The following is a 13,546-nucleotide window of genomic DNA, read 5'->3' as shown; positions in this document are numbered from 1 at the left end:
TCAGGCCGAGCGGTCCAGGGCCCTCAGTTCCGCGACGGACATGCGTTCCGCGCGCGCCGCGAGGTGGTCCTGGATGGTCTTGTGCAGGAAGGCGTAACCGTCTCCCGCACGGCGCATGATCGCCCGATCGGTCGCGTAGTCGAGGAAACCCCGTTGGAGGTGGTTCGCGAGCGGCGACCCCAACAGCGGGATGGGCGCCTGGTAGAGGCGGACCGCGAGCCGATAGGCCGGGTTCGACCTGCTGGCGGGGTTCCCGGCCTCGTAGCCGCTGAGCCAACGCATGCCCCTGAACACCGGGTACGCCCATGACGGCACCTGTTGCCTGAGCACGTCGTCCGGTGCCTGGAGAACGATGTGCGAGGGATCGTCCGCGTAGTACACCGTCGCATGGACCTGGGTCAGGGTCCGGGCGAGCCGCAGCAGGTCGGCCCGCACCTGGCCGGCAGGGCGTTTCGGCGTGATCGGCCTGCCTCGCAGGGTCCGGTCGCGGTGGATCATCCGCTCGATGTAGGCGTCGAAGATGCGGCCCCTGCGCTCCTCCGTGTCGCCGAGGGCCGCGACCTCGTTCTCGTCCACGCCCTCGTAGGCGAAGACGGCGACACCCAGCATGAGCGGTGTGGTCAGCAGCCGGGCCAGCACCGGATCGGCGGCAGCGGCGGCTGCCAGGCCACGCAGCCCTTCGCCCGCGCTGTTGAGCAGGGCGTGCACGGCCGCGACCTCAAGGGGCTGCACACCGATCGCGCCGCTCACGGTGAGCCGCTCCCCCAGCTCGTCGTAGTCGACCGTGCGGCACGAGACGGCGATCGGGCAGTGCGGGTACTGCTCGGCGGAGAGCAGCCCGTTGATCGCACGGACGCAGTCGGCGCGCAGCCGCGGGGCGACCTCGTCGAGCCCGTCCAGGACCAGGGCGATGTCGTTGTCCCGCAGCAGCACGAGACCGGTCGCCCTGGGAACGCGATACCGGCTGTGCAGTTCGTCGAGGACCCAGCGCACGAACGGTTCGCCGTGCCAGTCCGTCAGCAGCAGGACGGCCGGGACGGGAGCGGCATCGTCCTGCTCGGCCGCCTCGGCCAGCTTCTCGGTCAGTTCCAGCATCCGCGAGGTCTTGCCCGCGCCGGGAGCGCCCAGGACGAGGAGCTGCGCGTGGTGGCGGTCGAAGACCTCGTCGATCCGGGTCCCCGCTGCCAGCGGCACCCCGCCCTCCGGGCCGTCGGTGGTGAGCCGGGGCGCGCCCCAGGGGTCGTGCACGGCCGCCCGGTGCTCGGCGAGGCCCAGTTCGATCCGCACGGACCGTTCCCATGCCTGGTCCGCGCCGTCCGTCCAGCTCCGGCGCACGGCGTGCAGCAGGGCGGCGCGCGCCCTGGCCCGTTCGTCGGCACCGAGTTCGGGGGTCGTGTCCTGCGGCACGAGGCTTCGCAGATGCACGATGTAGAGGAGCAGGCCCACGAGTACGAGGGCGACGGACGCGCCCACGACGAGCGTCCGGCGGTCGTCGCCCGCGAAGCCCTTGTAGATGTCGGGCAGCAGCCCGGCGGCGAGTTCCTGGAGGAGGAAAAGGGCGAGCAGGATGAGCAGCCCGATGAGAACCGACTTCGGCCCGCTCCTGCGGGGCCGCTGCCCCGATGTGAACATGCGCCCCCCACAGCACTGGACATTCGTGGCGCAGAGTAGCAACTGTGCGGGCGAGTCGTGGAGTTACGGACCTGCGCCGTGGAGCGGGCCGGACCGGGCACGGATCGGCCCCGGGCAACCGCCGCTCCCGCACCCGGCCGGTCGGGATCAGCCCGGGATCAGCCCGGGATCAGCCCGGGAGCATTCCGGGATCAGCTCGGGAGCAGTCCTGCCGCGTCCAGGAGGTAGTCCGTGAGCGGGTCGTAGAAGCGGGGATCCAGTACGTGGTCGTCCAGCGGCACGACCACCTGGAGCGTCCCCTCCGCCTCCCCGAGGAACAGCGCCGGGTCGTTGCAGTCCGCGTACCCCACCGCGTCCAGCCCCCGCTGCCCCGCGCACCCCGCCCAGCCGTGGTCGGCCACCACCAGGTCGGGCAGCGGGCGGCCCTCCCGTTCCAGACCGTCCAGGATCGCGGCCATCGGGGCGGGCGAATGGGTGTGCCAGAGCGTCGCGCCCCGCTCCTGCACCGCCACGTCCGCGAACTGGAACACCATGCCCTCGTCGGCCACCAGCCCCGACGGAATCCGTACGATCTCGCAACCGGCGGCCCGCAGCGCCTGCGCGGTCTGCCGGTGCACGTCGAGGAGACCGCCCGGGTGCCCGGTCGCGAAGAGCACCCGTTCCGAAGCCTCCGCCGCCTTCCGCAGCCGCGCCGCCATCCGTTCCAGGGCGCCGACGGTCAGCTCCGGGTCGATGGTGTCCTGCCCGAACCGGTGCTCCGGGTCGTCGCTGACCCCGCAGCGCTCGGCCATCACGGCCAGCACGTCCTGCTCGTCGCACCACCGGTCGCCGAGTTCCAGTCCCAGCCAGTAGTGACGGTCGCCGTTGGCGAGCTTGCGGTAGTGGGAGAGATTGTTGTCGCGGGGTGTGGCGACGTCTCCGGCGATGCGCGTACGGACGAGGTGTTCGACGAGGGCGGCACGTCTGGGTATCGGCATGAACCCATTGTGCCGTCAGGTGTGCGCAGTGTGCCGGGCTCTTGCTGTGACAGGGCGGGTCCTCCTCCGCTCTCCTCCGTCGGCCCTTGCCGCGCCCTCCGCACCCGCCGGGCCGGGCGTCGTCGGCCGGGCTCCCGGGCTCGGGGAAGGCGCGCTCAGGGAAGCCGCGTCGAGTACGTGATCCTCTCCAGGTGGTAGTACCGGGCCACGCACTGCCCCGGCCACAGCCTCTTCCCGTTGCCGCCGAACGGCTCCCCCATCCCGCTGACCGACACCGGCGTGTACGGCAGCACTCGGGCCCCGCGCGCCGCTCCCTCCCGCAGTGAACGGTCCTGGCGGTCCCAGCGCTGGGCACGTACATCCATCCGCTGTTCCAGCCGGAACAGCGGGACGGCGAGCCCGACGCAGGTCAGCGCGCACAGGGCCGCCGCGACCGCCGTCGTCACCGTCACCGTGCGCGCGCCCTTCGCGCGTCGGCCCGAGCGCCGCGCACGCCTCAGCAGCCCCCGCCCCAGCAGAGCTCCGGCGCACACCAGGAGCAGCACATACAGCAGCAGGAAGTCGCCCCAGACCCGGGGCGCGTTCGCCACGTTCCCCCCGAAGGCGGGAAGGGCGACGACGGTGCAGAAAAAACCGGCGACCAGGAAGGCGAGGAAGCCGACGAGCAGGGGGACGAGAGGGCGACGTCCCAGGGGCCCGCCCGACCACGGCGCGCCCGGCCCCTCCGCCCGTCGCCCGTCCGTCCCCGGCCCCTCCGCCCGTCGCCCGTCCGTCCCCGGCCCCTCCGCCCGTCGCCCGTCCGTCCCCGGCCCGTCCGTCCCGCGTCCGTCCCTCCCCCGTCCGTCGCGGCGTACCAGCAGTCCCAGCAGCACACCGACCGCGACCGCCCCCAGGTACTGCCACGTCATGAGGACCGTGCCCAGGATGTCGGCGAAGGACCGCAGCGCGTCGCTCAGCGCCTGCGGGCCGAGCATGGTGGTGGAGTCGGCGCCGAACCGTTCGCGGCGGGTGCGCGCGCCCGGTGACAGGTACAGAATGGCCGCCCCGATCACGACCCCGACGACGGCGACCCCGCACCAGACGCGGGTACGGGTCCGGATGGGCCCCGGAACCGCCCGGAGACTGAGCAGCAGGAGGGCCGCGAGAAGGACGAGGACGACGACCGCGGTCTCCTCCGACAACGTGCCGATGAAGACCCCGGCCACGAGCGCGACGCCCAGCGCGAGGCCCCACCCCCGGCGGGTCCGCGCCCGCAGCAGCGGAATCACGGCGGCGCAGGCCAGGACCGGTGAGACGGTGTGCGAGACGGAGGAGGCGGGCCAGTAGAACACCTTGTACGTGTTCGATGTGGCCAGGAGGAAGACGGCCGTGGCCATCGCCGCCACCAGCAGGGCGAGGCCGCGGGACGCGGTCAGCCGGGCCCTGCCGAGCGCGGAGGCGACCAGCGCCCAGAGGACGCCCAGCATGACCACCCCGCTGACCAGGGCGAACCACTGGTGTCCGGCGACGCCGAAGGCTCCGTACGCGACGACGAGCAGCGCGTTGGCGACCCGTCCGTTGTCCTGGAGGTAGAACTTCGCGATCATCCCGGCGGCGCCCTCGTCGCGCACGACCGGGAGGAAGCACCAGTCGTCCGCGCCCGGACGGACCAGGCGGCCGATCCAGAAGGCCGTGCCGAGCAGGGCGAGCGGCAGGAGGGTGAGCAACCGCAGCGCCCGGACCGGGATGCGGTTCGTCACGCGCCGGCCCGTACGGTCGGAGTCCGGGGCACTCCCGGCGTCGGGGGCACCCCCGGCGTGCGGGGCGGCTTCCGCGCCGTCGTCCGGGCGGATCGGACCCCCGCCCCTCCGTCGCTCGTCGTCGTCGGCGGTCTTCGGCGTTTCCGCGGTCATGTGCGCTGGGACCTTCCGTACGGGGCTCACGCCATGCGTGTCTCTGTCACCACACGTGTCCGTGTCGCGATGCGGGTGTCTGTGTGTCGTGCGTCTCGGGGTTCGCGGACGGCGCGGAGGCTCAGGGCGCGGTGCGTCCGGCGCGGCTCCCGGCCGGTGCGGCACGTCGACGGGTCAGGTCCGCGCCGGTGTCGATGGCCCAGCGGGCGAGGAGGAACGAGAAGGGCGTGGCGAGGATTCCCGCGGCGAGGGCGGCGACGTTCTTGCCCAGACCCAGATGGCTCACGCCGATGTAGAGCAGCGTCCCGGTGAGCACGAGATTGACGACGCTCGACAGCGGATACCGGAAGAGGGCCTGCCAGGTCGGCTTCGTCCGGCAGGTGATGTACGAGTTGAGCAGGAACGAACCCAGAACACTGATCACGTATCCGACGACGTGCGCGGCCAGATAGGGAATCCAATCGTTCAGCGAGACGTACACCGCCAGATATACCGCCGTATTGATGAAGCCGATCGCCACGAATGCGATGAACTGGCGCATCGTACGGAATCTGGATGCGCCGATCGCGGTCGCCCCGGACGGCCGCGCACGTGACCGTTCGACCGCCGCGGCCGGCGGCCCCGGGCGGCCGTCCGCCCGCCGTCCGTCGACCGGCGGGAGCGACGTCGCCTTCGCCGCATCGTTCGTTTCACGCACCACGTAGTGCGGACGGCGTTTCGTCTCGCAGTAAATGCGCCCCACGTATTCACCGATGACGCCGAGCGTCGCGAGCTGGATTCCGCCGAGGGCGACGACGGTGGTCAGCAGGGTGGTGTAGCCAGGCACGACGACGCCGTGCAGGGCCACCTCGGCGATGATCCACAGGGCGTATCCGAATGCCGTGAGCGCGAGCGCGAGACCGGCGTGGATGGCCAGGCGCAGCGGGCGGCTGTTGAACGAGATCAGCCCGTCGATCCCGTAGTTGAACAGCCGCCTGCCGCCCCACTTCGAGCGTCCCGCCGCACGCTGCATGTTCTGGTAGGTGAAGCTGACCGTGTCGAATCCGATCCAGGAGAAGATCCCCTTGGAGAACCGGTTCGTCTCGGGCATCGCGAGCACGGCGTCCACGGCGGCGCGCGACAGCAGCCTGAAATCGCCTTCCCCGTCCACGACCTCGACGTCCATGCACCGGCCCATGGCCTTGTAGTAGACGGAGCTGAGGAGGGTGCGCAGGGTGCCCTCCCCCGCACGGTCCCGTCGTGCGACGACCTGGTCGTAGCCGCAGCGCCGCAGTTCCAGCATGCGGGGCAGCAGTTCGGGCGGGTGCTGGAGGTCGGCGTCCATGAGGACGACGGAGTCGCCGCGGGACATGCGCAGCCCCGCGAGCATCGCCGCCTCCTTGCCGAAATTGCGGCTGAAGGAGGTGTAGCGGACCCGCCGGTCGGCGGTGGCGAGCGAGCCGATCCTGAGCCTGGTGCGATCGCTGCTGCCGTCGTCGACATAACAGATCTCGAAGGTCCGACGGGTCGAATCGAGGGCACGGATCAGCGCGCGATGAAATGCGTCGATCACCTCGTCCTCATTGAAACAGGGGACAACGACCGAAACCTGACATGTTTTCATTCAAATTCCCCATCAGGCGTGGCGGGACAGCTCAAACCATATGCCTGGGGATCATCGCGACACCTGAGCGACGGAGCCCGCGGAGAAAAAGGAAAGGGAATTTGAGGAATGACCTCCGCGCCGCCGCATCAATTCATATATTCAGGGTGACCCCGGAGCCGGAGGCACGGCCCCGCGCACACCCCTTCCCCCGTCGCCCCCATGCACGGGCCTTCCCCTGCCGAGGGACCGGCGGCGGCGCAGTGACGGAGCCCTTAGCGGCAGGCCGCCGCCTCGAACGCACCGCGCGCCAGTCGCTGCAGCAGCGCGGCCGTGTCCGCGCGGTCCGGCCGCGCGTCGGGGCGCCCCAGGTGCGGGGTCGAGTTCAGCAGACCGAAGACGGCGTGGACGGCGGCGCGCGCCTCGTGCTCGGGCAGGTCCGGGTACAGCTCGCGGACGACGTCCACCCACACCTCGACGTACTGCCGCTGGAGCTGGCGGACCCGTTTGCGGTCGGCGTCCCGGAGGCGGTCCAGCTCGCGGTCGTGCAGGGTGATGAGGGGGCGGTCGTCGAGGGCGAAGTCGATGTGCCCCTCGATGAGCGCGTCCAGCAGGGCCCGCGGGGAGCCGTCCGCGCGGGCCGCGTCCTCCGACACCCGCAGCCGCCCGCCGGCCAGCAGTCGCTCGCTGATGCCGACCAGCAGTTCGGCGAGCATCGCGTCCTTGCCGGGGAAGTGCCGGTAGAGGCCCGGGCCGCTGATACCGACGGCGGCCCCTATCTCGTCGACGCCGACGCCGTGGAAGCCGCGCTCGGCGAAGAGGCGGGCGGCCTCCTTGAGGATCTGCTCGCGGCGGGTGGGGGCCGCGACGCGGGCGGCGGCGTTGGTGCTCATGAGGATTCATTCTAGACAACCCTGTTAGCGCTCGTTAACCTGAAGGCGAGAGACGTTAACGGTCATTAACAACTCGACCGCGCGACGGCAGTGGCCGACCGTACGGACAACAGTGGACAGCGGTACGTGGACAGCGGTACGGACAGCGAGCGGTACGGGCAAGGGGGCTCGACACGATGCAGCAGGCACCGGTGCTGGTGAGCGCGGCGGATCCCGCCTCCGAGACCTGGCAGGCCAACGAGGCGGCGCATCTCGCGCTCACCGACGAGCTGCGCGCGCGGCTCGCCACGGCCAGGCTGGGCGGGGGCGAGCGGGCCCGTGCCCGGCATGTGGCACGCGGCAAGCTGCTGCCCCGCGACCGGGTGGACACGCTGCTCGATCCGGGCTCCCCGTTCCTGGAGCTGGCCCCGCTGGCGGCCGAGGGGCTGTACGGGGGCGCCGCCCCGGCGGCCGGGGTGATCTCGGGGATCGGCCGGGTCAGCGGCCGGGAGTGCGTGATCGTCGCCAACGACGCGACCGTCAAGGGCGGCACGTACTACCCGATGACGGTGAAGAAACACCTGCGCGCGCAGGAGGTGGCGCTGGAGAACCGTCTCCCCTGCCTGTACCTCGTCGACTCCGGCGGCGCCTTCCTGCCGATGCAGGACGAGGTCTTCCCGGACCGGGAGCACTTCGGCCGGATCTTCTACAACCAGGCCCGGATGTCGGGGGCGGGCATTCCGCAGATCGCCGCCGTCATGGGCTCGTGCACGGCGGGCGGGGCGTACGTCCCCGCGATGAGCGACGAGGCCGTGATCGTACGGAACCAGGGCACGATCTTCCTGGGCGGCCCGCCGCTGGTGAAGGCGGCGACCGGCGAGGTCGTGACCGCCGAGGAGCTGGGCGGCGGCGAGGTGCACTCCCGTACGTCCGGCGTGACCGACCACCTCGCCGAGGACGACGCGCACGCGCTGCGGATCGTGCGGAACATCGTCTCCACGCTGCCGCGGCGCGGGGCGCTGCCGTGGCCGGTGCGGCCGGTCGAGGAGCCGAAGGCGGATCCCGTCGGGCTGTACGGGGCCGTCCCCGTCGACTCGCGCACGCCGTACGACGTGCGCGAGGTGATCGCCCGGGTGGTGGACGGCTCACGGTTCGGCGAGTTCAAGGCGGAGTACGGCACGACGCTGGTCACCGGCTTCGCCCACATCCACGGCCACCCGGTCGGGATCGTCGCCAACAACGGCATCCTGTTCTCCGAGTCCGCCCAGAAGGGTGCCCACTTCATCGAGCTGTGCGACCAGCGCGGCATCCCGCTGGTCTTCCTCCAGAACATCTCGGGCTTCATGGTGGGGCGCGACTACGAGGCCGGCGGCATCGCCAAGCACGGCGCGAAGATGGTGACGGCGGTCGCCTGCACCCGCGTACCGAAGCTGACGGTGGTGGTCGGCGGCTCGTACGGGGCGGGCAACTACTCCATGTGCGGCCGGGCCTACTCCCCCCGCTTCCTGTGGATGTGGCCCAACGCGAAGATCTCCGTCATGGGCGGCGAGCAGGCCGCCTCCGTCCTCGCCACGGTCAAGCGCGACCAGCTGGGCGACGACTGGAGCGCGGCGGACGAGGAGGCGTTCAAGGCCCCGATCCGCGAACAGTACGAGACCCAGGGCAACGCCTACTACGCCACGGCCCGGCTCTGGGACGACGGTGTGATCGACCCGACGGAGACCCGGCAGGTGCTGGGGCTCGCCCTGACCGCGTGCGCAAACGCTCCACTTCCCCAAAAGGACCCCGCCGCGCCCGGCTTCGGCGTCTTCCGGATGTGAGGAAGGGGTGCCTTCCATGCGTGAGGAACGGATGACCTCCGGAAGCGATGGGGAGCGGGTGCCTTCCGGACGCGAGGTGCGGATGACCCCCAGGTGCGAGGTGCAGCAGATGACCTCCGGATGCGATGTGAGGAACAGATGACGATGTTCGACACCGTTCTCGTCGCCAACCGCGGCGAGATCGCGGTACGGGTCATCCGTACGCTGCGCGCCCTCGGCGTCCGCTCGGTCGCCGTGTTCAGCGACGCGGACGCGGACGCCCGCCATGTGCGGGAGGCCGACACGGCGGTACGGATCGGCCCCGCGCCCGCCGCCGTGAGCTACCTGAGCGTGCCCGCGCTGCTGGACGCCGCCCGCCGCACCGGCGCCCAGGCCGTCCACCCCGGGTACGGGTTCCTCGCCGAGAACGCGGGCTTCGCGCGGTCCTGCGCGGAGGCGGGGCTGGTCTTCATCGGCCCGCCCGCCGACGCCATCTCGCTGATGGGCGACAAGATCCGGGCCAAGGAGACGGTCGCGGCGGCCGGGGTTCCGGTGGTACCGGGCTCCTCCGGTACGGGACTGACCGACGCCCAACTGGTCGACTCGGCGCGGGAGATCGGCACACCCGTGCTGCTGAAGCCCTCGGCGGGCGGCGGCGGCAAGGGTATGCGGCTGGTGCGTGACGAGGCGCTGCTCGCGGACGAGATCGCCGCCGCCCGGCGCGAGGCCCGCGCCTCGTTCGGCGACGACACCCTGCTCGTGGAGCGGTGGATCGACCGGCCCCGGCACATCGAGATCCAGGTGCTGGCCGACACCCACGGCAACGTGGTCCACCTCGGCGAGCGCGAGTGCTCCCTCCAGCGCCGCCACCAGAAGATCATCGAGGAGGCGCCGTCCGTCCTGCTCGACGAGGAGACCCGGGCGGCGATGGGCGAGGCGGCCGTCCAGGCGGCCCGTTCCTGCGGCTACGTCGGCGCGGGCACGGTCGAGTTCATCGTCCCGGGCGACGACCCGGCCGCGTACTGCTTCATGGAGATGAACACCCGCCTCCAGGTCGAGCACCCCGTCACCGAGCTGATCACCGGCCTGGACCTGGTGGAGTGGCAGCTGCGGGTCGCTGCGGGCGAGCAACTTCCGTACGAACAGCGGGACATCACGCTCACCGGTCACGCGATCGAGGCCCGGGTCTGCGCCGAGGACCCGTCCCGCGGCTTCCTGCCGTCCGGCGGCACGGTCCTCGCGCTGCACGAGCCGCAGGGCGACGGCGTGCGCACGGACTCCGGGCTGCGCGCGGGCGGCGAGGTCGGCAGCCTGTACGACCCGATGCTGTCGAAGGTCATCGCGTACGGGCCCGACCGGGCCGCCGCGCTGCGTCGGTTGCGCGCCGCGCTCGCGGACACGGTGATCCTCGGCGTCCCGACGAACGCCGGCTTCCTGCGCCGTCTGCTCGCCCACCCGGCGGTGGCGGCGGGCGAACTGGACACCGGCCTGGTGGAACGCGAGGTCGACGATCTGGTGCCGGAGGGCGTGCCGGAGGAGGTGTACGCGGCGGCGGCGCTGCTGCGGCAGTCCCCCGGACCCGACGCCCCGAAGGACTCCTCCGGCGGGAGTGGCCCGTTCTCGGTGCCGAACGGCTGGGTGGACCCGTCCTCGTCGCCGAACGGCTGGGTGGACCCGTCCTCGTCGCCGAACGGCTGGGTGGACCCGTTCTCGGTGCCGAACGGCTGGCGGCTGGGCGGCACCCCGGCCCGTACCGTGTTCGACTTCCGGCTGCCGGGCCGCGACCCCGTGCAGGTCTCGCTGCGCACCCGCGCGACGGGCGCCGAGCTGGCGTTCGGCCATGTCGGGGAGGGCGCGGAGCCGCCGGAGCCCGCGACGGGCGCGTGCGGCCCGCTCGCCCCGATGCCCGGCTGCCGGGAGACGGCGCGGGCGGTCGAGATCTCCGAGCACCGCATCGTCGTCGAACTCGCCGGTGTCACCCACGCGTTCACCTACGCGGCCGCCCCGGACGGGGTCTGGCTGGGCCGGGACGGCGACACCTGGCACGTGCAGGACCACGACCCGGTGGCGGCGTCGCTGGCCGGGGCCGCCCGTTCCGGCGCCGACACCCTCGCCGCCCCCATGCCGGGCACCGTCACCGTCGTGAAGGTGGCCGTCGGGGACGACGTCGCGGCCGGTCAGAGCCTGCTCGTCGTCGAGGCGATGAAGATGGAGCACGTCATCTCCGCCCCGCACGCCGGGACCGTGATCGAACTGGACGTGACCGCCGGTGCCACGGTCGCCATGGACCAGGTCCTGGCCGTCGTGGCCCCCGCCGGAACCGGTCCCGGCGACGCGCCCGCCACGTCTCCCGGGGAGGACGCATGACCACGACCTCCGGGGAGGACCGCATGACCCCCCGCACCCTGCCCATGACCGTGCCCACCCAGGATCTGCCGCCCCGGGTGCGCATCCACGAGGTCGGCGCCCGCGACGGGCTCCAGAACGAGAAGACCGTCGTACCGACCGAGGTGAAGGCGGAGTTCATCCACCGCCTCACCGCGGCCGGCCTGACCACCATCGAGGCCACCAGCTTCGTGCACCCCAAGTGGGTGCCCCAACTGGCCGACGCGGAGGACCTGTTCCCCCGGCTCCGCGACATCGGGGGCGTGGCCCTGCCGGTCCTCGTGCCGAACGAGCGCGGGCTGGACCGGGCGCTGGCGCTCGGCGCCCGCCGCATCGCCGTGTTCGGCTCGGCGACCGAGACGTTCGCCTCCCGCAACCTCAACCGCACGATCGCCGAGTCGCTCGCCATGTTCGAGCCGGTCGTGTCCCGCGCCAAGGACGACAAGGTGCACGTCCGGGGCTATCTGTCGATGTGCTTCGGCGACCCGTGGGAGGGGCCCGTCCCCGTCCACCAGGTCGTCCGGGTCGCGAAGGCGCTGATGGACCTGGGCTGCGACGAGCTGTCCCTGGGCGACACCATCGGCGTGGCCACGCCCGGTCACGTACTGGACCTGCTGTCCGAGCTGAACGAGGAGGGCGTGCGCACCGACACCATCGGGGTGCACTTCCACGACACGTACGGCCAGGCCCTCTCCAACACCCTCGCCGCTCTCCAGCACGGGGTGACCACCGTGGACGCCTCGGCGGGCGGCCTCGGAGGCTGCCCGTACGCGAAGAGCGCGACCGGCAACCTCGCCACCGAGGACCTCGTGTGGATGCTCGACGGCCTCGGCATCGAGACCGGGGTCGACCTCGACGCGCTCACCGCCACCAGCGTGTGGCTCGCCGGGCGACTGGGCCGCCCCAGCCCCTCCCGTACCGTCCGCGCGCTGTCGGCGCGGTGACCACCGCCATGCGCGCCCCCTGCCCCCCGCACCGTCCCAGTCGCCCACAAGGAGTGACCTGCCATGCCCCTGGACCACCGGCTGACCGCCGAGCACGAGGAACTGCGGCGCACCGTCGAGGAGTTCGCGCACGATGTGGTCGCCCCGAAGATCGGGGACTTCTACGAGCGTCATGAGTTCCCGTACGAAATCGTGCGGGAGATGGGACGGATGGGTCTGTTCGGGCTGCCGTTCCCGGAGGAGTACGGCGGCATGGGCGGGGACTACCTCGCCCTCGGGATCGCCCTGGAGGAGCTGGCCCGGGTCGACTCGTCCGTGGCGATCACCCTGGAGGCCGGGGTGTCGCTCGGCGCGATGCCGGTCTACCGCTTCGGCACGGAGGAGCAGAAGCGGAAGTGGCTGCCGAGGCTGTGCGCGGGCGAGGCGCTCGGCGCGTTCGGCCTGACCGAGCCGGAGGCCGGCTCGGACGCGGGCGGCACGCGCACGACGGCGGTGCGCGACGAGGCCACCGGCGAGTGGGTGATCAACGGTTCGAAGTGCTTCATCACCAACTCCGGTACGGACATCACGGACCTGGTCACGGTCACGGCGGTGACCGGCCGCAAGGAGAACGGCACCCCGCTCATCTCCTCGATCATCGTCCCGTCCGGCACCCCCGGCTTCACCGTCGCCGCCCCGTACTCCAAGGTCGGCTGGAACGCCTCGGACACCCGCGAACTGTCCTTCACCGACGTCCGCGTCCCGCTGGACAACCTGCTGGGCGAGGAGGGCCGGGGCTACGCGCAGTTCCTGCGCATCCTCGACGAGGGCCGGATCGCCATCGCCGCCCTGTCCACGGGCCTGGCGCAGGGCTGCGTGGACGAGTCGGTGAAGTACGCGCACGAGCGCCACGCCTTCGGCCGGCCGATCGGCACCAACCAGGCCATCCAGTTCAAGATCGCCGACATGGAGGCCCGCGCCCACATGGCCCGCCTCGGCTGGCGCGACGCGGCGTCCCGCCTGGTGGCGGGCGAGCCCTTCAAGAAGGAGGCGGCGATCGCGAAGCTGTACTCCTCGACGGTCGCGGTGGACAACGCCCGCGAGGCCACCCAGATCCACGGCGGCTACGGCTTCATGAACGAGTACCCGGTGGCCCGGATGTGGCGCGACTCCAAGATCCTGGAGATCGGCGAGGGCACGAGCGAGGTCCAGCGCATGCTGATCGCAAGGGAGTTGGGCCTCCCGGCCTGACCTGCCCCTTGCCCCCTGCCCGCAGGGCCTGCGCGCCGCCGCTCCCGGGAACGCCCGGGAACGCCCGGGAACGCCCGGGAAACGGCGGCGCGCGGGGTCAGGGGTGCGGAGGGGACGCTCACTCGCAGGGGCGTCCCCGCCGTCCACCATTCCGTGGCCCCGGCCCGCCCTTCAGCCTCTCCGCTTCCTCGGCCCTCTGTCGCCGCGAGCCCCTTCCGAACCTGCCCAATGCC

Annotated in this window: 9 protein-coding genes; 4 read left to right on the top strand and 5 right to left on the bottom strand. The window is 71.9% G+C overall.

Annotation, left to right across the window (positions count from 1 at the left end):
- The 5 genes from AB0E67_RS32035 to AB0E67_RS32015 form a co-directional block, all read right to left on the bottom strand.
- Positions 1-1,632 (bottom strand): NACHT domain-containing protein, encoded by a 1,632-nt coding sequence (locus AB0E67_RS32035; RefSeq protein WP_362033394.1) that lies wholly within the window; start codon positions 1,630-1,632, stop codon positions 1-3.
- Between the two features lie 191 nt (positions 1,633-1,823).
- On the bottom strand, positions 1,824-2,609 hold the full coding sequence (locus AB0E67_RS32030) for a phosphatase (RefSeq protein WP_362033391.1): 786 nt from the start codon (positions 2,607-2,609) through the stop codon (positions 1,824-1,826).
- A gap of 155 nt (positions 2,610-2,764) precedes the next feature.
- Complete coding sequence (locus AB0E67_RS32025; RefSeq protein ID WP_362033388.1) at positions 2,765-4,501, bottom strand: DUF6056 family protein; 1,737 nt, start codon at positions 4,499-4,501, stop codon at positions 2,765-2,767.
- Between the two features lie 121 nt (positions 4,502-4,622).
- Complete coding sequence (locus AB0E67_RS32020; RefSeq protein ID WP_362033386.1) at positions 4,623-6,104, bottom strand: glycosyltransferase; 1,482 nt, start codon at positions 6,102-6,104, stop codon at positions 4,623-4,625.
- Between the two features lie 254 nt (positions 6,105-6,358).
- Positions 6,359-6,976, bottom strand: coding sequence for a TetR/AcrR family transcriptional regulator (locus tag AB0E67_RS32015; RefSeq protein ID WP_351519029.1), 618 nt, complete (start codon positions 6,974-6,976; stop codon positions 6,359-6,361).
- Between the two features lie 176 nt (positions 6,977-7,152).
- Between AB0E67_RS32015 and AB0E67_RS32010 the strand changes: the two genes are divergently transcribed.
- The 4 genes from AB0E67_RS32010 to AB0E67_RS31995 all read left to right on the top strand — a co-directional run bounded on the left by AB0E67_RS32010 (position 7,153) and on the right by AB0E67_RS31995 (position 13,313).
- Positions 7,153-8,775, top strand: a complete 1,623-nt coding sequence (locus AB0E67_RS32010; RefSeq protein ID WP_362033383.1) for a carboxyl transferase domain-containing protein — start codon at positions 7,153-7,155, stop codon at positions 8,773-8,775.
- A 144-nt stretch (positions 8,776-8,919) separates the two neighbouring features.
- Entirely contained in the window at positions 8,920-11,121 is a 2,202-nt protein-coding gene (locus AB0E67_RS32005) for a biotin carboxylase N-terminal domain-containing protein (RefSeq protein WP_362033427.1), read from the top strand.
- A 23-nt stretch (positions 11,122-11,144) separates the two neighbouring features.
- A complete protein-coding gene (locus AB0E67_RS32000) occupies positions 11,145-12,083 on the top strand; it encodes a hydroxymethylglutaryl-CoA lyase (protein WP_362033424.1) in 939 nt (312 codons plus the stop codon).
- Positions 12,084-12,146: 63 nt separating this feature from the next.
- Positions 12,147-13,313, top strand: coding sequence for an acyl-CoA dehydrogenase family protein (locus AB0E67_RS31995; protein WP_362033380.1), 1,167 nt, complete (start codon positions 12,147-12,149; stop codon positions 13,311-13,313).
- The last annotated feature ends 233 nt before the right edge of the window (positions 13,314-13,546 follow it).

Source organism: Streptomyces sp. NPDC032161 (genome assembly GCF_040636995.1).
In the GTDB taxonomy this organism is placed as follows: Bacteria; Actinomycetota; Actinomycetes; order Streptomycetales; family Streptomycetaceae; genus Streptomyces.
Note: the sequence above shows the minus strand (reverse complement) of the source record. Positions and strands in the feature narration are given on the sequence as shown.

Bases quoted from the DNA above. Each gene is read 5' to 3' on its own strand.
- AB0E67_RS32035 (WP_362033394.1), bottom strand. From the start codon at position 1,632: ATGTTCACATCGGGGCAGCGGCCCCGCAGGAGCGGGCCGAAGTCGGTT.
- AB0E67_RS32030 (WP_362033391.1), bottom strand. From the start codon at position 2,609: ATGCCGATACCCAGACGTGCCGCCCTCGTCGAACACCTCGTCCGTACG.
- AB0E67_RS32025 (WP_362033388.1), bottom strand. From the start codon at position 4,501: ATGACCGCGGAAACGCCGAAGACCGCCGACGACGACGAGCGACGGAGG.
- AB0E67_RS32020 (WP_362033386.1), bottom strand. From the start codon at position 6,104: ATGAAAACATGTCAGGTTTCGGTCGTTGTCCCCTGTTTCAATGAGGAC.
- AB0E67_RS32015 (WP_351519029.1), bottom strand. From the start codon at position 6,976: ATGAGCACCAACGCCGCCGCCCGCGTCGCGGCCCCCACCCGCCGCGAG.
- AB0E67_RS32010 (WP_362033383.1), top strand. From the start codon at position 7,153: ATGCAGCAGGCACCGGTGCTGGTGAGCGCGGCGGATCCCGCCTCCGAG.
- AB0E67_RS32005 (WP_362033427.1), top strand. From the start codon at position 8,920: ATGTTCGACACCGTTCTCGTCGCCAACCGCGGCGAGATCGCGGTACGG.
- AB0E67_RS32000 (WP_362033424.1), top strand. From the start codon at position 11,145: ATGACCCCCCGCACCCTGCCCATGACCGTGCCCACCCAGGATCTGCCG.
- AB0E67_RS31995 (WP_362033380.1), top strand. From the start codon at position 12,147: ATGCCCCTGGACCACCGGCTGACCGCCGAGCACGAGGAACTGCGGCGC.